Annotated in this window: 20 protein-coding genes; 5 read left to right on the top strand and 15 right to left on the bottom strand. The window is 63.8% G+C overall.

All coding sequences use genetic code 11. The features are described 5' to 3' along the window. Positions 1-219: 219 nt before the first annotated feature. The 11 genes from ACK1U9_RS20840 to ACK1U9_RS20790 all read right to left on the bottom strand — a co-directional run bounded on the left by ACK1U9_RS20840 (position 220) and on the right by ACK1U9_RS20790 (position 12,502). A complete protein-coding gene (locus tag ACK1U9_RS20840; RefSeq protein WP_153671355.1) occupies positions 220-1,512 on the bottom strand; it encodes an adenylosuccinate synthase in 1,293 nt (430 codons plus the stop codon). A gap of 56 nt (positions 1,513-1,568) precedes the next feature. Next, positions 1,569-2,756, bottom strand: coding sequence for an ATP phosphoribosyltransferase regulatory subunit (locus ACK1U9_RS20835; protein WP_013974431.1), 1,188 nt, complete (start codon positions 2,754-2,756; stop codon positions 1,569-1,571). Positions 2,757-3,057: 301 nt separating this feature from the next. Beyond that, complete coding sequence (gene hflC, locus ACK1U9_RS20830) at positions 3,058-3,927, bottom strand: protease modulator HflC (RefSeq protein ID WP_063911924.1); 870 nt, start codon at positions 3,925-3,927, stop codon at positions 3,058-3,060. After that, positions 3,927-5,108: an FtsH protease activity modulator HflK gene (hflK, locus tag ACK1U9_RS20825; RefSeq protein WP_063911925.1), complete on the bottom strand. Its 1,182-nt coding sequence runs from the start codon at positions 5,106-5,108 to the stop codon at positions 3,927-3,929. Before hflK ends, hflC begins: the two co-directional genes overlap by 1 nt. Positions 5,109-5,204: 96 nt before the next feature. Beyond that, complete coding sequence (hflX, locus tag ACK1U9_RS20820) at positions 5,205-6,506, bottom strand: ribosome rescue GTPase HflX (protein ID WP_015272005.1); 1,302 nt, start codon at positions 6,504-6,506, stop codon at positions 5,205-5,207. 12 nt (positions 6,507-6,518) lie between these two features. Then, positions 6,519-6,779, bottom strand: a complete 261-nt coding sequence (gene hfq, locus ACK1U9_RS20815; protein WP_003258160.1) for an RNA chaperone Hfq — start codon at positions 6,777-6,779, stop codon at positions 6,519-6,521. A gap of 94 nt (positions 6,780-6,873) precedes the next feature. Next, on the bottom strand, positions 6,874-7,845 hold the full coding sequence (miaA, locus tag ACK1U9_RS20810) for a tRNA (adenosine(37)-N6)-dimethylallyltransferase MiaA (RefSeq protein WP_153671420.1): 972 nt from the start codon (positions 7,843-7,845) through the stop codon (positions 6,874-6,876). Position 7,846: 1 nt separating this feature from the next. Further along, complete coding sequence (mutL, locus tag ACK1U9_RS20805; RefSeq protein WP_153671356.1) at positions 7,847-9,742, bottom strand: DNA mismatch repair endonuclease MutL; 1,896 nt, start codon at positions 9,740-9,742, stop codon at positions 7,847-7,849. Then, a complete protein-coding gene (locus ACK1U9_RS20800; protein ID WP_153671357.1) occupies positions 9,739-11,169 on the bottom strand; it encodes an N-acetylmuramoyl-L-alanine amidase in 1,431 nt (476 codons plus the stop codon). The genes mutL and ACK1U9_RS20800 overlap by 4 nt, the downstream gene beginning before the upstream one ends. Positions 11,170-11,180: 11 nt before the next feature. Beyond that, complete coding sequence (gene tsaE / locus ACK1U9_RS20795; protein WP_153671421.1) at positions 11,181-11,639, bottom strand: tRNA (adenosine(37)-N6)-threonylcarbamoyltransferase complex ATPase subunit type 1 TsaE; 459 nt, start codon at positions 11,637-11,639, stop codon at positions 11,181-11,183. A 2-nt stretch (positions 11,640-11,641) separates the two neighbouring features. Continuing rightward, positions 11,642-12,502 (bottom strand): NAD(P)H-hydrate dehydratase, encoded by an 861-nt coding sequence (locus ACK1U9_RS20790; RefSeq protein ID WP_085599727.1) that lies wholly within the window; start codon positions 12,500-12,502, stop codon positions 11,642-11,644. Between the two features lie 65 nt (positions 12,503-12,567). On the opposite strand from ACK1U9_RS20790, the gene queG reads away from it, so the two are divergent. After that, entirely contained in the window at positions 12,568-13,632 is a 1,065-nt protein-coding gene (gene queG, locus ACK1U9_RS20785) for a tRNA epoxyqueuosine(34) reductase QueG (RefSeq protein ID WP_039612442.1), read from the top strand. Between the two features lie 162 nt (positions 13,633-13,794). On the opposite strand, the gene ACK1U9_RS20780 is transcribed toward queG, so the two are convergent. Beyond that, positions 13,795-14,406 carry a trimeric intracellular cation channel family protein gene (locus ACK1U9_RS20780; RefSeq protein WP_046613337.1) on the bottom strand — a complete coding sequence of 204 codons (612 nt, stop codon included), beginning with the start codon at positions 14,404-14,406 and terminating at the stop codon, positions 13,795-13,797. A 100-nt stretch (positions 14,407-14,506) separates the two neighbouring features. Beyond that, complete coding sequence (orn, locus tag ACK1U9_RS20775) at positions 14,507-15,049, bottom strand: oligoribonuclease (protein WP_046613338.1); 543 nt, start codon at positions 15,047-15,049, stop codon at positions 14,507-14,509. 143 nt (positions 15,050-15,192) lie between these two features. Here orn and rsgA point away from each other — a divergent pair, with 143 nt between their 5' ends. Then, a complete protein-coding gene (gene rsgA / locus ACK1U9_RS20770; RefSeq protein WP_046613339.1) occupies positions 15,193-16,224 on the top strand; it encodes a small ribosomal subunit biogenesis GTPase RsgA in 1,032 nt (343 codons plus the stop codon). Positions 16,225-16,413: 189 nt separating this feature from the next. Here rsgA and motB read toward each other — a convergent pair whose 3' ends face one another. Together motB and motA are read right to left on the bottom strand one after the other, a co-directional pair. Beyond that, positions 16,414-17,427, bottom strand: coding sequence for a flagellar motor protein MotB (gene motB, locus ACK1U9_RS20765; protein WP_013974445.1), 1,014 nt, complete (start codon positions 17,425-17,427; stop codon positions 16,414-16,416). A 3-nt stretch (positions 17,428-17,430) separates the two neighbouring features. Then, a complete protein-coding gene (motA, locus tag ACK1U9_RS20760) occupies positions 17,431-18,282 on the bottom strand; it encodes a flagellar motor stator protein MotA (RefSeq protein ID WP_015272014.1) in 852 nt (283 codons plus the stop codon). Between the two features lie 130 nt (positions 18,283-18,412). On the opposite strand from motA, the gene ACK1U9_RS20755 reads away from it, so the two are divergent. From ACK1U9_RS20755 to asd, 3 genes are all read left to right on the top strand, one after another. After that, entirely contained in the window at positions 18,413-19,948 is a 1,536-nt protein-coding gene (locus ACK1U9_RS20755; protein ID WP_322492374.1) for an HDOD domain-containing protein, read from the top strand. Between the two features lie 44 nt (positions 19,949-19,992). Continuing rightward, on the top strand, positions 19,993-20,802 hold the full coding sequence (locus ACK1U9_RS20750) for a rhodanese-like domain-containing protein (RefSeq protein WP_046613344.1): 810 nt from the start codon (positions 19,993-19,995) through the stop codon (positions 20,800-20,802). 9 nt (positions 20,803-20,811) lie between these two features. Beyond that, positions 20,812-21,632 (top strand): archaetidylserine decarboxylase (gene asd, locus ACK1U9_RS20745; RefSeq protein ID WP_449110149.1); only part of this gene is annotated, 821 nt, incomplete at its 3' end.

The following is a 21,632-nucleotide window of genomic DNA, read 5'->3' as shown; positions in this document are numbered from 1 at the left end:
AACTCAATGGCCTGAGCCCTGTCAGCTACAGGACTCAGGCTACTGGCTAAAACTGTCCAACTTTTCGGGGGCAGTCCAGGTACTCCACATGTCTTGAGGCCTGTGGTGTACCTGTGGGAGCTGGCTTGCCGGCGAGAGGGCCGGGACAGGCATACCCCACAAATGAAAACGCCGCAGCCCCTTTCGGGGCCACGGCGTCAGATCAGCCTGGAAGGCAGATCAGGCGAACGGATGACGCAGCACGATAGTCTCGTTGCGGTCCGGACCGGTGGAGATGATGTCGATCGGCGCGCCGATCAGCTCTTCGATGCGCTTGATGTAGGCGCGAGCGTTGGCTGGCAGTTCTTCCAGGGCTTTCACGCCGAGGGTCGACTCGCTCCAGCCTGGCATTTCTTCGTACACCGGCTCCAGGCCGATGTAGCTGTCGGCGTCGGAAGGCGCGTCGATGACGGCACCGTTCTCGTTCTTGTAGCCAACGCAGATGTTGATGGTTTCCAGGCCATCCAGGACGTCCAGCTTGGTCAGGCAGATGCCCGAGATGCTGTTGACGTCGATGGCGCGACGCAGGATCACGGCATCGAACCAGCCGCAACGGCGCGCACGGCCGGTGGTGGAGCCGAACTCATGGCCACGCTTGGCCAGGGTAGCGCCAGTCTCGTCGAACAGTTCGGTCGGGAACGGACCGGAACCTACACGAGTGGTGTAGGCCTTGGTGATACCCAGGATGTAGTCCAGGTACATCGGGCCAACGCCAGAACCGGTGGAGATACCGCCAGCGGTGGTGTTGGAGCTGGTGACGTACGGGTAGGTGCCGTGGTCGATGTCCAGCAGCGAGCCCTGGGCACCTTCGAACATGATGTCCCTGCCGGCGCGACGCAGGTTGTGCAGCTCGGCGGTGACGTCGAGCATCATCGGCTTGAGCTGCTCGGCGTAGGCCATGCATTCGTCCAGGGTCTGCTGGAAGTCGATGGCCGGCTCTTTGTAATAGTTCACCAGCTGGAAGTTGTGGTAATCCAGCAGCTCACCCAACTTGGCGGCGAAACGCTCGCGGTGGAACAGGTCACCCACGCGCAGGCCGCGGCGTGCGACCTTGTCTTCGTATGCTGGGCCGATACCACGACCAGTGGTGCCGATCTTGGCTTCGCCACGAGCTTTTTCGCGGGCCTGGTCCAGGGCAACGTGGTACGACAGGATCAGCGGCGCAGCCGGGCTGATGCGCAGGCGCTCGCGCACCGGTACGCCCTTCTCTTCCAGCTTGGTGATTTCACGCATCAGGGCATCCGGGGCAACGACCACGCCGTTGCCGATCAGGCACTGTACGCCTTCACGCAGGATGCCGGACGGAATCAGGTGCAGAACGGTCTTTTCACCGTTGATCACCAGGGTGTGACCCGCGTTGTGGCCACCCTGGTAGCGCACTACGGCGGCAGCATGTTCGGTCAGCAGATCGACGATCTTGCCTTTGCCCTCATCACCCCACTGGGTGCCCAGGACGACGACATTCTTACCCATTACATTGGTCCTCATTCACGCAAACTTGGTTGCCGGCCTACTGCCGGCGCAGAAACTCACTGGGCCAGCGGCAGAACCTGCCAGCGCCCGTCTTGCTGAATCAATTGCCGATCACAATCCGCCTCGAGAGCAGCACTCAACGGCTGGCCAGGCAGGGCCTGGACCACACGCTGGCCCTCGTTGCGCAACTGGCAGACTTGCTGCCAGAGGGCCGCGTCGCCACTGTCCGGCATCCAGATGCCGCCAGTTGGCAATACGACCTCCGCTCGCCCCAGTGTGACCAGGGTCTTCAAATCCGTGGAGAAACCAGTGGCCGGGCGTGCCCGGCCAAAGTCGGCGCCGATGTCGTCATAGCGCCCGCCCTGGGCGATCGATTGACCTTCGCCCGGCACGAACACGGCGAACACCACGCCAGTGTGATAGTGGTAACCGCGCAGCTCGCCGAGGTCGAAGTACAGCGGCAGGTCCGGGAAGCGCGACGCCAGGCGATCGGCGATCGCCAGCAGGTCGTCCAGCGCCGCCAGCACACTGGCCGGGGCACGGCCCAGGCGCACGCGGGCTTCGGCCAGCACTTCGCGGCCACCGCACAGCTCGACCAGCGCGCGCAGCATGTTGCCCAGGTCCTTCGGCAGGTCGGCGGTCAGCACCTGAACTTCATCCACGGCCTTGCGCTGCAGGGCGTCGAACAGCTGTTGCTCGACCGCGCCGGACAGGCCGGCAGCACGAGCCAGGCCGCGGTAGATACCGACGTGGCCCAGGTCCATATGCACATCTGGCACATCGGTAAGTTGCAGCGTGGCGAGCATCAGGCTGATGACTTCGACATCGCTGGTGGGGCTGGCATCGCCATACAGCTCGGCACCCAGCTGGATCGGGCTGCGCGAGGTGGACAGGGCACGCGGCTGGGCGTGCAGCACGCTGCCGGCATAGCACAGGCGGCTCGGGCCTTCACGACGCAGGGTGTGGGCATCGATGCGCGCCACCTGCGGGGTGAAGTCGGCGCGGAAGCCCATCAGGCGGCCCGACTGCGGGTCCACTACCTTGAAGGTGCGCTGATCCAGGTCCTGGCCGGCGCCGGTGAGCAGCGACTCCAGGTACTCGATATGCGGGGTGACGACCAGTTCGTAGCCCCAACTCTGGAACAGGTCCAACACCTGGCGGCGCGCGATTTCGATGCGCGCAGCCTCAGGTGGCAGTACTTCCTCGATGCCATCTGGCAGCAGCCAGCGGTCTACCGTTGCCATTACGCCATTTCCCCTCTGGTCCGGGCGGCTTGCCAGCAGGCGAGCCGTCAGTAAAGCCGGTATCGCGCACAGCAGCGGGCAGCACTGATCCCAGCGCAGCCACCGTACCCGACACCCTCGAATTGCCTTGCGACCTGACCAAACCATCAACTGGCGGTTTGCCAATCAACCATGCAGACGCAAAAAAGCCGGGAAATTTCCCGGCTGCCTCATCATACACCCCTTTTCATTCAGGATGCACCCCGCCTGGTGTTTTAGCTGCCAGGCGGGGCGCCGCTGCATGAGAATCAGGGCTTGAGCATCACGGCCTGCTCTTGTCCAGGAAGCGGAAGAACTCGTTCTTCGGGTCCAGGACCAGCACGTCGCTCTTGCTCGAGAAGCTCTCGCGGTACGCCTGCAGGCTACGGTAGAACGCGTAGAAATCAGGGTCCTGAGTGTAGGCCTTGGCGTAGATGGCGGCCGCCTGGGCGTCGCCGTCACCGCGGGTTTCCTCTGCTTCGCGATAGGCCTCAGCCAGCAATACGCGGCGCTGACGGTCAGCATCGGCACGGATACCTTCAGCCAGCTCGTTACCCTTGGCGCGGTGCTCGCGGGCTTCACGCTCACGCTCGGTGCTCATGCGGTCAAACACGCTGCGGTTGACTTCCTTCGGCAAGTCGATGGCCTTGACGCGCACATCGACCACCTCGATACCCAGCTCTTTGGCGGCCATGCGGTTCAGCGAAGCAGTGATGTCAGCCATCAGCGCGTCACGTTCACCGGAAACCACTTCGTGCAGGGTACGTTTACCGAACTGGTCACGCAGGCCACTTTCCAGACGACGCGACAGACGCTCGTCGGCGATCTGCTTCATGCCGGACGTGGCGGTGTAGAAGCGTTCGGCGTCCTTGACGCGCCACTTGGCGTAAGCGTCGACCATCACCGCTTTCTTCTCCAGGGTCAGGAACCGCTGGGTCGGGGCGTCGAGGGTCATCAGGCGGGCGTCGAACTTGCGCACCTGGTTCACGTACGGAATCTTCACGTGCATGCCCGGCTGTACATCCGCCTGGACTACCTTACCGAAGCGCAGCAATACCGCACGCTCGGTCTGGGACACGATGTAGAAGCTGTTCCAGGCCACGATGGCCAGGACAACGGCGGCGATCAGGGCGATCAGCGATCTGTTGCTCATCAGCGGCTCTCCCTAGTGCGCAGCGGCTGCTGTTGCTGTTGCAGGTCCTGCGCCGCACGGGCGGCCGCATCGTTGACCGATGGCGACACGCCAGTGGTCGGCGCGGACGGGTTGCGGCTGCCTTCGACCATCTTGTCCAGCGGCAGGTAGAGCAGGTTGTTCTGCCCGTCCTTGGTTGCCACCATGACCTTGCTCGAATTGCTGTAGACCTCTTGCATGGTTTCCAGGTACAGGCGCTGACGGGTCACGTCAGGTGCCTTGCGGTACTCGGCGACCAGCTTGGTGAAGCGGTCGGCTTCACCCTTGGCACGGGCGATGACTTCGTCGCGGTAACCGTTGGCGTCCTCGATGATGCGCTGGGCCTGACCACGGGCTTCCGGCACCACGCCATTGGCGTAGGACTCGGCCTGGTTGCGGGCACGCTGCTCATCTTCGCGGGCACGGATCACGTCGTCGAAGGCTTCCTGCACTTCACGCGGGGCTGCCGCGCTCTGGACGTTGACCTGGGTAACAGTGATACCGGTACGGTAGGTGTCGAGGAAGCGCTGCAGGCGTTCGCGGATATCCACGGCCATCTGCTCGCGGCCTTCGGTGAGCACCTGGTCCATCGAGGTGGAACCCACAACGTGGCGCAGGGCACTCTCGGTCGCGTGCTGCAGGCTGACCTCAGGCTGGTCGACGTTGAGCACGAAGTCCTGCAGGTTGCTGATCTTGTACTGGACGGTCAACGGCACCTCGACGATGTTCTCGTCTTCGGTCAGCATCTGGCCCTGCTTGGTGTAGGCACGCTCGCGCGTGACGTTCTCCATGTACTTGCGATCAATTGGCGGGAAGTAGATGTTCAGGCCGGGACCGACCGTCTCATAGTACTTGCCGAAGCGCAGCACCACGGCCTGCTCCTGCTCGTCGACCACGTACACGGCGCTGTACAGCCAGATTGCAGCCAGCACCGCCAGGCCGATGCCCAGCAGGCCCAGGCCACCGCCCTTGCCGACATTGCGGTCACCGCCGCCACGTTTCTTGCCGCTGCCGAACATGCCGTTCAGGCTGTCCTGCAATTTGCGGAAGGCCTCGTCCAGGTCCGGTGGACCTTTCTTGTCACCACCGCCGCCACCGCCATTACGGCGACCGCCCCAGGGATCCTGATTGTTCGAGTTGCCACCCGGCTCGTTCCAAGCCATAGCGCTCTCCATCTGATAAAGCAAAGACGCGCCCACGGCGCGCCGTCCAATGCTACAGAATGCCTGTCACTGCTGCCCGGCGACCTCGACGAGCATTTATTGCAAAGTGTGTTGCTCGACAAACACTTGCGGCTCCATGCCTTCGCGGCTGACCAGGCGATTCAGTTCGACCATGGGCAGTCGCACGCTCAGCAGGCTGCGCCCTTCTTCATCATGCTCTTCACTCTGCACGGCACCCAGGGCAAAGAATTGCGCGCGCAAGCGGGCAAAACGCTGCTCCAGACACAGGGTACCGACAAACAGATCATCCCCCAGCAACTCGGCAATCGCCTGACCGACCAGCTCCAGGCCACGCCCATCGCGTGCCGATACCCAGACCCGTTCCGGCTTGCCATCGGCATTGCGCTGGATCTGCGGCTCGACATCTTCGAGCAAGTCGAGTTTGTTATACACCTCGAGGATCGGCAACCCTTCGGCACCAATCTCGCCCAACACCGCCAGCACCTGCTCGATCTGCTCCATGCGCTCCGGCTCATGGGCGTCGATCACATGCAGCAACAAGTCGGAGTTGCTCGACTCTTCGAGCGTAGCCCGAAATGCCTCGACCAGCTTGTGCGGCAGGTGGCGAATGAAGCCCACGGTATCGGCAAGCACGATCGGCCCCAGGTCGTTCAGCTCGAGCCGGCGCAGGGTCGGGTCGAGAGTGGCGAACAGTTGGTCGGCGGCATACACCTCGGATTCGGTCAGGGCGTTGAACAGCGTGGACTTGCCGGCGTTTGTATAACCAACCAGCGATACCGACGGGATGTCCGCACGCTTGCGCCCGCGGCGTGCCTGCTCGCGCTGGCTGCGCACCTTCTCCAGGCGTGACTTGATCTGGCGAATGCGCACCCGCAACAGGCGGCGGTCGGTTTCCAGCTGGGTTTCACCCGGGCCACGCAGGCCGATACCACCCTTCTGTCGCTCAAGGTGGGTCCAGCCGCGTACCAGCCGCGTGCTCATGTGCTCGAGCTGGGCCAGTTCGACCTGCAGCTTGCCTTCATGGGTACGCGCCCGTTGGGCGAAGATATCGAGGATCAGCCCGGTACGGTCGAGCACACGACACTCGAACACACGCTCGAGGTTGCGCTCCTGACTGGGCGTGAGGGTGTGATTGAAAATCACCAGGTCTACCTGTTCGGCATGGACCAGGTCGTGCAACTCTTCGACCTTGCCACTGCCAATCAGGTATTTGGCGGAAGGCTGATGCCTTGCCACCGTGACCAGCGAGACGATGTCGGCACCGGCCGACAATGCCAGCTCCTGAAACTCCTGCGGGTCTTCGCGCGCCTCAGGGTTCTGACCTTCCAAGTGAACGAGCAACGCCCGCTCACCACCACCGTGGCGCTCAAAGAACAATGCAGGCTCCTATCAGGCGTTGCCTGGCTCGCTGTCGCCGTGTTCGGAATCGGACGGGCTTGGCAGACGAACCGGACGGGCAGGAACCACGGTCGAGATGGCGTGCTTGTAGACCATCTGGCTGACGGTGTTCTTCAGCAGTACCACGAACTGGTCGAAGGACTCGATCGAACCCTGCAGTTTGATGCCGTTGACCAGGTAGATGGATACCGGGACCTTTTCTTTTCTCAAGGTGTTCAAGTAAGGGTCTTGTAGCGAATGCCCTTTTGACATATGCCGCACTCCTGTAAGGATAAATAATAGAAAATCAAGAAAATCGATAAATTAGGCCGCCCCTTCGCAAGAATAGACGGCAATCAGCAGGGACTCAGCTCAATATGGAGATGGCCCCAAGGTATTTCAAGGTGCGGGACAGATTGTCGCAGGCCAGGCTGTCAAGCCAGTGTACTTCAGGCCAGCCACGCAACCAGGTGAACTGCCGCTTGGCCAGTTGCCTGGTGGCAATGATACCGCGTTCACGCATCTCATTCTCAGTCAGCTTGCCGTCCAGGTAATCCCAGACCTGCCGATACCCCACTGCCCGTATAGACGGCAGCCCGGCGTGCAAGTCACTTCTGGCTCGCAGCGATCGGACCTCATCGACGAAGCCCTGTTCCAGCATCTGTGAAAATCGTAACGCAATTCGCTGATGCAAAATGTGACGATCTGTAGGAGCAATCGCCAAACTCGCGACAGTATAGGGCAAATGTCCGCCAGCGCCTGCGTCTGCGCCGCGACTTTCCGCGAATTGACGTTGTCGATGTGCCGTCATGCTCTCGCCGCTCACCCGGTACACCTCCAACGCCCGGATCAACCGCTGCGGGTCGTTGGGATGGATACGCGCCGCCGACTCAGGGTCAACCTCGGCCAACTGGCGGTGCAACTCGGCCAGGCCCAGCGCTTCGGCCTGGGCTTCCAGCTCGGCACGCACCGCGGCATCGGCCGCCGGCATGTCGGCCAGGCCATCGATCAACGCCTTGTAATAGAGCATGGTGCCGCCCACCAGCAACGGGACCTTGCCGCGCGCGGTGATCTCGGCCAAGGCCTCCAGGGCATCAGCACGGAACTGCGCAGCCGAATAGCTCTCGGCCGGGTCGCGAATGTCGATCAGCCGGTGCGGGTGAGCGGCGAGGATTTCTTTCGACGGCTTGGCCGAACCGATGTCCATGCCGCGATAGACCAGCGCCGAATCGACGCTGATCAGCTCGCACGGCAGTACTTTGGTCAGCTCGATGGCCAGGTCGGTCTTGCCGGCCGCCGTCGGGCCCATCAGGAATATTGCAGGGGGCTTGCCGCTCATTTCATCGACCGCGCAGGAAGAGTTTGTCCAGGTCGTCCAGGCCCATCTGGGTCCAGGTGGGGCGACCATGGTTGCACTGGCCGCTGCGCTCGGTGTTTTCCATGTCACGCAGCAGGGCGTTCATCTCGGGGATCGCCAGACGCCGGTTGGCGCGCACGGCGCCGTGGCAGGCCATGGTGCCGAGCAGCTCGTTGAGGTGCGCCTGGATACGGTCGCTGGTGCCGTATTCCATAAGGTCGGCGAGTACATCCTGCACCAGGCGGTTGGCCTCGGCCTGCTTGAGCAAAGCCGGGATCTGGCGGATGGCCAGGGTCTCGGGGCCCAGGCGCTGCAGTTCGAAGCCCAACCGCTGGAACCACTGCGCGTGCTCTTCGGCGCAGTCCGCTTCACGCTGGCTCAGGGCCAGGGTCTCGGGAACCAGCAGCGGCTGCCCGCTGAGGCCTTCGCTGGCCATGGCCACCTTCAGGCGCTCGTACATGATGCGCTCGTGTGCGGCATGCATGTCTACCAGCACCAGGCCGATGGCGTTCTCGGCCAGGATATAGATGCCCTTGAGCTGCGCCAGCGCGTAACCCAGCGGGGGAATGTCACCCTGGCTTTCGGGCAACGCCGTCGGCGTCGCGCCTTCATCCAGCGGTTTGTAAAACTCGCGATACACCGCCTGCGCCTCGGCGGCTGGCAGCGGCTGCGAGGGGCGCGGGGTGTACTGGTACTGGTAACCCGCGCCACTGCCACCACTGGAAAACGACTGCTGCGGGGCTCGCGGCTGCTCGAGCACCGGTGAGGCCAGGCGCATTTCGCCCTGGGGGCCGAACTCACCGGCCTGCTGGCCCGTGGGGCGGACCACTTCGGGCACGGCAGCAGGCGCCGCCAACTGGTCTTCCGGGCGCACATCGGCCAGGGCGCGATGCAGGGTGCCATACAGGAAGTCGTGCACCGAGCGCCCCTCGCGGAAACGCACTTCGTGCTTGGTCGGGTGCACATTGACGTCGACGCCGTTGGGCTCCAGCTCCAGGAACAGCACGAAAGTCGGGTGCCGACCATTGAACAGCACGTCGCGGTAGGCCTGGCGCACGGCGTGGGCGACCAGCTTGTCGCGCACCGCACGGCCGTTGACGAAGAAATACTGCAGGTCTGCCTGGCTGCGCGAGAAGGTCGGCAGGCCGACCCAGCCCCACAGGCGCAGGCCATTGCGTTCCACGTCGATCGGCAGCGCCTGCTCCATGAAGCCCGGGCCGCAGATGGCGCCCACCCGCCGCGCACGGGCGGTTTCATCGTGGGCCTCGTGCAGACTGAGGATGCTCTTGCCGTTGTGGCGCAGGTGGAAGCCGACATCGAAGCGCGCCAGCGCCAGGCGCCGTATCACTTCCTGCAGGTGATCGAATTCGGTTTTCTCGGCCTTGAGGAACTTGCGCCGGGCCGGGGTATTGAAGAACAGGTCGCGCACTTCCACCGAAGTACCCACCGGGTGCGCCGCCGGCTGCACCCGCGGGGTCATGTCGCGGCCTTCGGTTTCCACCTGCCAGGCCTCGGAAGCGCTGGCGGTCCGCGAGGTCAGGGTCAGGCGCGCCACCGAGCTGATCGAGGCCAGGGCCTCACCACGGAAGCCCAGGCTCAATACCCCTTCCAGGTCTTCCAGCTCGCGGATCTTGCTGGTGGCGTGACGGGCCAGGGCCAGCGGCAGGTCGTCGGCGGAAATGCCGCTGCCATCGTCACGCACCCGCAGCAGCTTGACGCCGCCCTGCTCCACTTCCACGTCGATACGCCGGGCGCCGGAGTCCAGGCTGTTCTCCAGCAACTCCTTGGCGACAGATGCCGGCCGCTCGACAACCTCGCCCGCGGCAATCTGGTTGGCCAGCCGCGGGCTGAGCAGCTGGATGCGCGAACCGCCACTCATTGCGAGGCCAACGTGGTAGCGGGGATATCGAGGCGCTGGCCGACCTTCAGCTCATCGGTCTTGAGGCCATTGGTGCTGCGCAGGCTGGTCACGCTGACCTGGTAGCGCACGGCAAGCATCGCCAGGGTCTCGCCAGGGCGCACCGTGTGCTCACGCGGGCCAGCGGCGATCTTGCCGGTGTCGCGCAGCCAGGCGATGTAGGTGCCAGGCGGCGGATTCTGCTGGAAGTACTGGCGCACACCAGTGTGGATCGAACGGGCCAGGGCCTGCTGATGGCTTGCGGTGGCCAGCTTGGCGGCTTCGTTGTTGTTCGAGATGAACCCGGTTTCAACGAGGATCGACGGAATATCCGGCGACTTCAGCACCATGAAGCCGGCCTGTTCCACCCGCTGCTTGTGCAGCGAGGTGATGCGCCCCATGTTGCCCAGCACCTTCTGCCCGACATTGAGGCTGGAGCTGAGCGTGGCGGTCATCGACAGGTCCAGCAGCACGCCGGCCAGCATGCGGTCCTTGTCGTCGAGGCTGACGTTACCGGCACCACCGATCAGGTCGGAACGGTTTTCCGTGTCAGCCAGCCAGCGCGCTGTCTCGGAGGTAGCGCCGCGGTCGGACAGGGCGAACACCGAGGCACCAAAGGCAGCACGGGACGGCGCGGCGTCGGCGTGGATAGAGATGAACAGGTCGGCGCCCTTCTTGCGGGCGATTTCCGTACGTTTGCGCAGCGGGATGAAGTAGTCGCCGGTACGTGTCAGCTCGGCCCGGAAGCCTTTTTCGCTGTTGATCTGGCGCTGCAGTTCCTTGGCGATCTGCAGCACGATGTCTTTTTCATGTTGGCCACGCGAGCCGGACGCACCCGGGTCTTCGCCGCCGTGACCGGCGTCGATGGCAACCACGATGTCACGCTTGCCGTTGGGAACCGGCGGCAGCTTGATGGCAGGCTGGGCCGGGGTCACCGGCACTGCTGGCGTGGTTGCAGGCGTTGGTGCCGGAGTCGGGGCCGGAGCCGGCGCGCTGGCAGCGATGGCGTCAGCTTCCTGGTCGTAGAGGTCGACCACCAGTCGGTTACCGTACTGGGCGTTGGGCGCCAGGGTGAAACTTTTTGGGGTGACCGACTTTTTCAGGTCGACCACCACGCGCAGGTCGGTCGGGGTGCGCTGAGCCGACCGCACGCTGCTGATCGGCGTATTGGAGGTAGCCACGTTCAGTGGCGCGGCCAAGGTCGCACCATTGATGTCGATAACCAGACGATCAGGTGCGCTCAGGGTGAATACGCTGTGCTGCACGGGACCAGACAGGTCGAAGACCAGCCGCGTGTTGTCCGGCGCGCGCCACAGGCGCATGCTCTTGACTTGAGTGACGGCCAGAGCGTCAACGGTCACCGTTGTCAGCAGCAGCCCAACGATGGCGACCAGTGCGCGTATGCGCATACCTACCCCACTTACTGTTTATAGTGTTCGGCCAGTGCCACGCACCAAGCCTCGCCGCGAGCCCCCTGCGGCGAAAGGATCAGCGAGCGTCCGCCCGCTTGGGGGCTTATGGTAATGGTCAGGTCGGGCTTTGGCAAAACGCCCGCACCCTTTTGTGGCCACTCGAACAGGCACAGCGGGTCGCCCTCGAAATAGTCACGAATGCCCATGAACTCCAGCTCTTCCGGATCGACCAGGCGATACAGGTCGAAATGGAACGCCCGCACCTCACCGATCTCGTAAGGCTCGACCACGGTGAAGGTCGGGCTTTTCACTGCACCAGTATGGCCCAGACCACGAATCAGGCCACGCGACAGCGTGGTTTTGCCCGCGCCCAGGTCACCTTCCAGAAAAATCACGCCGTGACCGCCGGTCACCTCGGCCAGTTGTGCGCCAAATTTGACCGTGGCCGCTTCATCGGCCAGAAACAGGTTTAAGCCAGACACGCAGAATGCTCCTCCAACAACTCACGAATGACCGGCGCCAGATCACTGGCCGCCAGGCCTCTACCTTTTACGCCCAGACGCTCGCCGGCACAGGCGTGCAGCCATACCCCCAGCCCTGCGGCATGCCAGGCATCCAGGCCTTGGGCCAGCAGAGCCGCCAGCACGCCGGTCAGCACATCGCCAAGGCCAGCACCGGCCATGGCCGGGTGGCCGCGTTCGCACAGCAGCAGCTGCCCGGCCGGGTCGGCTACCAGAGTGCCGGCCCCCTTGAGCACGCAGACGCTGTTGTAACGGCGCGCCAGCTTGCGTGCGGCGCCCGCGCGGTCCGCCTGCACAGCCTCGGTGGAAATGCCCAGCAGCCGCGCCGCCTCCCCGGGGTGCGGGGTAAGGATGCTGCCACTGGGCAGGGCCAGCGGGGTGCGCGCCAGCAAATTCAGGGCATCGGCGTCCCACACCTGTGGGCGCACGGCATTGGCCACCGCCGACAGCAGGCTGCGGCCCCAGGCTGCCTGGCCCAGGCCAGGGCCGACCACCAGCACCGAAGCGCGCTCCAGAACACCCATCAGCTGGTTGGCCGAAGTGGCGCCCAGGCACATTACCTCGGGCAGGCGCGCCAGGCTGGCAGTCACGTGTTCAGGCCGGGTCGCCACGCTGACCAGCCCCGCGCCACAGCGCAGGGCGGCCTCGGCACTGAGCAGCACGGCGCCGCCGGTACCGAGGTCACCACCGACCACCAGTACATGGCCGAAGTCACCTTTATGGGCATGCGCGTGCCGTGCCGGCAGGTGCGCGACAGTCACGCTGCTGAGCGATTGAGGGGTATGGCTGGGGTGTTTGGTCTGCGGCATGGGGTCAAAGGCTCCAATGTCTGGCAGAATTATACGCACCTGAGCCCGTATTGCCTTGCCCATCCATGTCCGCCTGTACGCCTGACCTCGCCCAACTGGCCCAATCGATCAAGATTTGGGGCCAAGAACTCGGTTTTGCCCATGTCGGCATCGCCGGGGTCGACCTTGGCGAACACGAACACCACCTGCAACGCTGGCTCGACGCCGGCTACCAAGGCGAGATGGATTATCTGGGTGCTCACGGCAGCAAGCGCGCGCACCCAGAGCAACTGATCCCCGGCACGGTACGTGTGGTATCGCTGCGCATGGATTACCTGCCCGGCGACACGCAGATGGCCCAGCGCCTGGCTCAGCCGGAAAAAGCCTACGTGTCGCGCTACGCCCTGGGCCGGGATTACCACAAGCTGGTGCGCAAGCGCGTGCAGTTTTTGGCCGATCGCATTCAGGAAGCCATCGGCCCGTTCGGCTACCGCGCCTTCGTCGACAGCGCTCCGGTGCTGGAAAAGGCCCTGGCCGAGCAGGCCGGGCTGGGCTGGATCGGCAAGAATACCCTTCTGCTAAACCGCAAGGCGGGCAGCTACTTCTTCCTCGCCGAGCTGTTCGTCGACCTGCCGCTGCCGGTTGATGAAGCCACCACCAGCGAACACTGCGGGCGCTGCCAAGCATGCCTGGACATCTGCCCGACCCAGGCCTTCGTCGGGCCGTATGTGCTGGATGCACGGCGCTGCATCTCCTACCTGACCATCGAACTGCGGGGGCCGATCCCAGTAGAGTTGCGCTCGAAGATGGGCAACCGGGTGTTCGGTTGCGATGACTGCCAGATCGTCTGCCCGTGGAACCGCTTTGCCAGGCACAGCCAGGAACAGGACTTCCAGCCACGGCACGGGCTGGAGAATGCCGAGCTGGCGGAGATGTTCCTGTGGGATGAAAGGACCTTCCTGCGCAAGACCGAAGGCGGGCCATTGCGCCGGGCCGGTTATGAGCGCTGGTTGCGCAACCTGGCGGTGGGGCTTGGCAATGCGCCTTCGACGATCCCGGTGATCGAGGCGCTGAAGGCGCGGCGCGAGGATGCCTCGGAGCTGGTGAGGGAGCATGTGGAGTGGGCGCTGGCGCAGCACGGCATTTCGTAGCCCAGCCCTTTGGGCTGCGCTGTCGCACAGATAACTGAATTCGCAAGCGATCCTCGTACCCTGTGAGAGCGGCTTTACCCGCGAAGAAGCCCCCGCGGTGGATGGCACGGGCTCGCCCGTGTTCGCGGGTGAACCCGCTCCCACAGGGATCGCATGTCAAGGTTACTGCTGGTCGTTGTAGTGGAACTTGGGCATTTCCCAATGGAACCGAATCGCCAGCAACCGCACAAGGAACCCGCCAAACAAGGTCAGCAGCATCGCCTGTTCCGCCGGCACCTTGAAATGCACGCAGCCCAGGTAGAACCAAGCCGCCGCGAATGAGACGCTGGCGTACAGCTCGCGGCGGAACACCAGGGGAATGTCGTTGCAGAAGATATCCCGCAAGATCCCGCCGAATACCCCGGTGATCACCCCACTGATCGACGCCACCAGCATGCCCTGCCCCATCTCCAGTGCGGTCATGCAGCCGATCAGGGTAAAGGCCACCAGCCCCAGGGCGTCGAGCACCAGGAACAGCGAGCGCAGGCGGCGCATCATCGGCGCGATGAAAATGGTCAGCAGTGCTGCACAACTGGTCAGCACCAGGTACTCAGGGTGCTTCACCCAGGTCAGCGGGTAATGCCCGAGCAGCACGTCACGCACCGAGCCGCCACCCAAGGCGGTGACGCAGGCAATCAGCACCACGCCGAACCAGTCCATGCCGCGGCGGCCGGCAGACAACGCGCCGGTCATGGCTTCGGCGGTGATGGCAATGAGGTAGAGCATCAACAACATGGTGCGGGGTCCGTGCGGGCGTGCGAGGAAGGCGCGCAGTCTAACCAGTTGCCCATGGCACCAAAAGAGGGCGCAGATACAATATCTGCGCCTTTTCGGCTCACACCTTGATGAAGTGCTCGCGATAATGGCGCAGTTCGGCGATGGATTCGCGGATGTCGTCCAACGCCAGGTGGGTGTTGCCCTTCTTGAAGCTGTCACGCACATCAGGCGCCCAGCGCGCAGCCAGCTCCTTCAGGGTCGAGACATCCAGGTTGCGGTAGTGGAAGTAGTTCTCCAGGTCGCGCATGTGCCGGTACAGGAAACGGCGGTCCTGGCAGATACTGTTGCCACAGATCGGCGACTTGCCTTTCGGCACCCACTGCTCGAGGAAAGCAATGGTCTGCGCCTCGGCTTCGGCCATGTCGACCTTGCTCTCGCGTACGCGCTGGGTCAGGCCCGAAGCGCCATGGGTGCGAGTGTTCCACTCGTCCATTCGCGCCAGCACTTCGTCACTGTGGTGGATGGCGATCACCGGCCCTTCGGCCAGGGTGTTCAGTTCGCTGTCGGTGACGATGGTGGCCATCTCGATGATGACGTCGCTGTCCGGATCCAGGCCGGTCATTTCCAGGTCGATCCAGATCAGGTTCTGTGGGTTTTGCATGCGGGGGCTCCTCGTATAGGCCGTCATAGTAGCGTAGTGGTCAAGGCACGCCCATTCACGGCGCGAAGGTAAGCCAAATGGTCCGGCGCCTGGCGTGCTAAACTGCCTGCCGTTTTCAACCTGCCCCCACGCACGGAACCTTCATGGCCAAACGCCAGCTCAATCGCCGCCAGAACTGGCGCATCGAAAAAATCCAGAACGAGCGCGCCGCGCGTGCGGCCAAACGCGAACAACACGTGTTACAGGAACTGGAGGGTGGCGACCTGGGGCCGGAACAACTGGGCCTGGTGATTGCGCACTTCGGTGTGCAGGTAGAAGTGGAAGCCCAGGACGGTGAAGCCGCAGGCCAGGTGTTCCGCTGCCACTTGCGCGCCAACCTGCCGGCGCTGGTTACCGGCGACCGCGTGGTATGGCGTGCGGGCAATCAGGGCATTGGCGTGATTGTCGCGCAGATGCCGCGCAGCACCGAGCTGTGCCGGCCGAACAACCACGGTCAGCTGAAGCCGGTGGCGGCCAACGTCGACCTGATCGTGATCGTCTTCGCCCCCGCGCCCGAACCGCACCCCAACCTGATCGACCGTTACCTGGTGGCAGCGGAACATGCAGGCATTCGCCCACTGCTGCTGCTGAACAAGGCCGACCTGATCAACGACGAGAACGGCCCGGGCCTGCATGCGCTGCTGGAGGTGTACCGCGAGCTGGGCTACCCGCTGCTGGAAGTCTCGGCACATCACGGCGACGGTATGCAACGCCTGCAACAGATGCTCGACGGCCACATCAGCGTGTTCGTCGGCCAGTCGGGGGTGGGCAAGTCGTCGCTGGTCAACAGCCTGCTGCCGGACGCTGGCACCCGTGTCGGCGACCTGTCGGAATGGTCTGGCCAGGGCACCCACACCACCACCACCGCGCGGTTGTACCACTTCCCCAATGGTGGCGACCTGATCGACTCGCCAGGCATCCGCGAGTTCGGCCTGGGTCACGTCAGCCGCAGTGATGTGGAGGATGGTTTCATCGAATTCCGCGACCTGTTCGGCACCTGCCGCTTCCGCGACTGCAAGCATGATCGCGAACCGGGCTGCGCGCTGCTCAAGGCGCTGGACGAAGGGCGTATCAAGCAGCAACGGATGAACAGCTATCGCTCGATCATTGCCAGTTTGCCGGAAGACGCTTACTGACCGCTTGCGCCACAGGTTCTGCGCCGGCTTCAGCTACGGCGCGATCCTGTGGGAGCGGCCTTGCGTCGCGAAAGGGGCGCGCAGCGGCCCCAGATATCAGCATTAATGCAAATATTGCCGGGGCCGCGTTGCGGCCCTTTCGCGACACAAGGCCGCTCCCACAAGGGACCGCGCAAGACGAAAAAGGGTTTACTGGTCCTTGGCCTCATCCATCTTCAGCGTCCCCTCTTCGAAGATGTTCAGCTTCTGGCGCAGTTCACGCGGCTGCATGGGGGCCTGCCCGGCTTCCCCTGGCGCCGCCGGTGCCGCAGCGGCCGGCGGCGCAGGCTCGGCAGCCGGTGCTTCTGGTGCGCCCTGCTCGCCTTCGATATTACGCTGGGCCTTCTTGGTCAGCACGATGATGTCGATGCGGCGGTTGACCGGGTTGAACGGGTCCTTGCGATCGAACAGCGACGACGAGGCATAACCCACCACCCGCGCCACCTGGCCATCCGGGTAGCCGCCGGCCACCAGTGCACGGCGCGCGGCGTTGGCGCGGTTGGCCGACAGTTCCCAGTTGCCGAACTCGCCACTGCCGGCATAAGGCTTGGCGTCGGTGTGGCCACTGATGCTGATCTTGTTCGGCACCGCCTTGATGGTGTCGGCCATGGCCAGCAGGATGTCCTCGAAGTACGGCTGCAGGCGCGCACTGCCAATGTCGAACATCGGCCGGTTCTCGGCGTCCATGATCTGGATGCGCAGGCCGTCCTGGGTGATCTCGAACAGGATCTGGTCCTTGAACTTCTGCAGCTGCGGGTTCTCTTCCACCTTGTTCTGCAGTTCCTGCAGCAGCAACTCCAGGCGCTCACGCTCGACCTGCTCGGCCATGGTCTCTACCTGGTCCTTGTCCAGCTGGATGCTGGTATCAGGCGTCGGTTCCGACTTGGCTTCGGGGTTGATGGTCTTCTCCGGAGCCAGCTGAGGCGAGCCCCCCAGGTCGATGACGTAGGGCGTTCCGCTTTCCGAGAAACCGATCGGGTCCTTGAAGTAGCCGGCAATGGCAATCTTCTGTTCCGGGGTGGCTGTGGACAACAGCCACAGCACCAGGAAGAACGCCATCATCGCCGTGGCGAAGTCGGCGAAGGCGATTTTCCAGGCGCCGCCGTGGTGGCCGCCGCCAAAGCGCTTGACGCGCTTGACGATGATGGGCTGATTGTTCTCCATGACTCAGCGACCGCGAACCGCTTGTTCCAGTTCGGCGAAGCTTGGGCGGTGCTTGGGATACAGCACCTTGCGCCCGAACTCGACCGCCAGCGAAGGCGGCATGCCCGAGGCCGAGGCCACCAGCGAAGCCTTGATCGATTCGTAGAGGTTCAGCTCTTCCTTGGCATCGTGCTCCAGGCACTTGGCCAATGGGCCGAAGAAGCCGTAGGCCGCCAGAATACCGAAGAAGGTACCCACCAGTGCCGCACCCACATGAAGGCCGATGGAGGCCTGGTCACCATCGCCGAGCGAGGCCATGGTCACCACGATCCCCAGTACGGCCGCAACGATACCGAAGCCGGGCATGCCGTCGGCGATGCCGGTCACCGCATGGGACGGGTGCTCCAGTTCTTCCTTCATGCTCAGCAGTTCCATGTCGAACAGGCCTTCGAGTTCGTGCGGGGCCATGTTGCCGGTGGACATGATGCGCAGGTAGTCGCAGACGAACGCGGTCATGCGCTCATCGGCCAGTACCGTCGGGTACTTGGCGAAGATCGGGCTGGCGGCGGCATCCTCGATGTCGGCCTCGATGGCCATCATGCCTTCGCGCCGGCTCTTGTTGAGGATTTCGTACACCAGGCCCAGCACTTCCAGGTAGAAGGCATGAGTGAAGCGCGAGCCGAACATCTTCATCGACTTCTTGATGACGTGCATGGTCATGTGGCCGGGGTTGGCCTGCAGGAATGCACCAAAGGCCGCACCGCCGATGATCAGTACTTCGAACGGCTGGATCAGCGCCGCGATCTTGCCGTGGGAAAGCACGTATCCGCCGAGCACGCTCGCGAATACGACGATGATGCCGATAATTTTAGCCATAGGTTCAAAGCACTTGCTGTCGTGGTCAGGGGAAGAGACGGGAGCTTTAAAACTCTTCTTCTACTTATCGGCAGAACTGCGCCAGACTATAGCCACTCAATGCGAAAAGCCAGTTCGGACTGATGTCAAAATGCCAATTGAAACCAAGGTGCCCGCTCAGGCTCCACGTACGCTAGAGGCCTGGGTAAAGCTGCTCGAGAGTGTTCGCATCCCCGTGCCGAAGCACAGCTACGACCGGGTCATGGCCGCCATCCACGATAACCGCCGCTCGCTGCGGGATATCGCCGAACTGATGCAGGATAGCCCGGCACTGGTGCTGTCGGTGATGCGCGAAGCCAATCATCCCACCAATGCCAGCCTGGCAGAGCCCGCCGAAAGCCTGGAAGTCGCCCTCAACCGCCTGGGCCTCGAGCGTAGCGAACAGCTGCTCAAACGCCTGCCAGCGGTGCCCGTAGAAGAAATCCCACCGGTACTGTGCCAGTTTCAGCTGATCAGCCAGCACGCCTCGCAGCAGGCTAGCGGCCTGTTCGCCAGCCGTCTGGCACGGCTGTGGCAGGAAATCCACTGGGGCAGCCTGTTGTTCCTGTCGCCACTCTGGCCGCTGGCGTTGGCCTACCCCAAGCTGCTCGATACCTGGGAGCTGCGGGTTATCCACAAGGGTGAAGACGCCGCCCATGTCGAGGAAGAACTGTTTGGCGTGCGCATCATGGAACTGTGCCAGACCATGGCGGAGTACTGGCGCCTGCCACAATGGGTGACCCAGGGTTACCGCCTGCTGCTGGAAGAGCGCGAACAACTGGCCCAGGTGCTCAGTATTGCCCGCGACCCGGACCTGCTAAGCCAGCAACACCGCCTGGACGCCGAGCCAGGCCTGCGCCGCTGGTTCAACCAGCCGGCCAACACCGTGCTGCTGGCCAACAACCTGGCCCTGGCGGCACAAGTGGGCTGGGATAACCCGCACCTGTTGCGCTGGCAGCTGTTGACCGCCCTGTACCTGCAGACCTCGCTGGACGACGTGCAACAGCAAGTGCACCAGCAGGCTGCGGCCAGCGCCCGCCGCCACGCCCAGCATGCCCTGTTCCACCCGGCCGAAGCGCTGATCTGGCCCTGGCACCAGCGCCGCCCGCACCCCGACATGCTGGCTCCGCCACCGCCCACCAGCGACGAATTGGCGCGCTGGCGCAAGCTGTGCCAGGACCTTCTGGCCCAGCCCAGCCCGTTCACCAACAGCGTGCACCTGGCCACCCATGTTATCGAGGCCCTTCTGGTCTCTGGCATGCAGAGGATCCTGCTGCTGAGCCTGGACAAGGCAAACGACCAGCTGCGCGTGCAGCAGATGGCCGGCCTGCCCAAGGAAGCCGGGGCGCTGGTACTGCCGGTGGCGCAGAACAAACTGCTGCAAAAGCTGCTGGCAAAGGCCGGTCAATTACGTATTACCCCGGAAAACCACAGCCAGTTCTCGGCCCTGCTGCCGGCCCCGCTGCGCGCCTTGTTCCGCAGCGAGCACGTGCTGCTGCGCTCGCTGGCGGTGGCGGACCAGGTACTGATGCTGATGGTGGCTGACCAGGGCTGCCGGCCGCTGGCCGATGTCAGCGTTCAAGCCTTCGGCAAGACCGCACAGTGCACTGAACGGGCGCTGTCGGTGTTTGCCAACCGCAAGGCCTGAGCCTTGCGCTACAATCGCCCCTCTTTCCACACTGGAGACCGTGGATGACTGACTTTTCAGGCCTGCCCCTGGTGATCGAAGCCGCGGACCTGCTACCGCGCCTGGATTCGCCACAGCTGATCCTGGTCGACCTGAGCAGCGCCAACCGCTATGTCAGCGGGCATATTCCCGGCGCACGCTTTGTCGAAGGCAAGCGTACCCAGCTCGGCCAGCCCCCCGCACCCGGCCTGCTGCCGGCCCTGGGTGAGCTGGAAAAACTGTTCAGCGAACTCGGCCACCGCGACGATGCCGTGTATGTGGTGTATGACGATGAGGGCGGCGGCTGGGCCGGGCGCTTCATCTGGCTGCTCGACGTGATCGGCCACAAGCGTTACCACTACCTCAATGGCGGCATCCAGGCCTGGCCCGCCGACAAGCTCTCCACAGAAGTGCCCGCCAGCGGCAACACGCCGGTGCACCTGCGCATCGACAGTTCGCCAACCGCCACCCGCGAGTACCTGCAAAGCCGCCTGGGCGCCGACGATCTGGTCATCTGGGACGCCCGTGGACCGCAGGAATTCAGCGGTGAGAAAGTACTGGCAGCCAAGGGCGGCCACATCCCCGGCGCGATCAACTTCGAATGGACCGCCGGCATGGATCTCAACGACCACCTGCGCATCCGCAAGGACATCGCCGAAGTTCTGCAGAAGCTGGGTATCACCCCCGACAAGGAGGTGATCACCCACTGCCAGACCCACCGCCGCTCCGGTTTCACCTACCTGGTGGCCAAGGCCCTAGGCTACCCGCGCGTCAAGGCCTACGCCGGCTCGTGGAGCGAATGGGGCAACCACCCGGACACGCCTGTAGAAGTCTAAGGAACCTGAATGAAATCCCGTTTGTTCATCATCAGCCAATACCTGCTGCCGCACCACCTGCTGTCGCGGCTGGCCGGCTGCATCGCCGAGTGCCGCGTGCGCTGGTTCAAGAACGCCTTCACCGCCTGGTTCGCCAAGCGTTATCAGGTCAACATGAGCGAAGCGCTGGTCGAGGACCTGAGCGCCTACGAGCACTTCAATGCCTTCTTCACCCGCGCCCTGAAGCCGGGTGCCCGCCCACTGGACGAGACCCCGGGCGCCATCCTGTGCCCCGCCGACGGTGCCGTCAGCCAGCTTGGCCCGATCGAGCACGGCCGCATCTTCCAGGCCAAGGGCCACGGTTTCAGCGCGCAGGAGCTGCTGGGCGGTGACCCGGCAATGGCCGCGCCGTTCATGGGCGGCGAGTTCGCCACCATCTACCTGTCGCCCAAGGATTACCACCGCGTGCACATGCCGCTGGCCGGTACCCTGCGGGAAATGGTCTACGTGCCGGGCCGCCTGTTCTCGGTCAACCAGACCACCGCAGAGAACGTCCCCGAACTGTTTGCCCGCAACGAGCGCGTGGTTTGCCTGTTCGACACAGAGCGCGGGCCGATGGCCGTGGTGCTGGTTGGCGCGATGATCGTCGCTTCGATCGAAACCATGTGGGCCGGGCTGGTAACGCCACCCAAGCGTGAACTGAAGACCTTCCGTTACGACGAAGCCAGCCGCACGCCGATCCACCTGGAGAAAGGCGCCGAACTGGGCCGCTTCAAGCTGGGCTCGACCGCCATCGTGCTGTTCGGGCCGGAGCAGGTGAAGTGGGCCGAAACGCTGGGTGCCGGCTCTGC

The organism is Pseudomonas sp. XP1 (assembly GCF_053557675.1).
The sequence above is the reverse complement of the archived record's forward strand: the minus strand, read 5'-3'. Positions and strand labels throughout refer to the sequence as shown.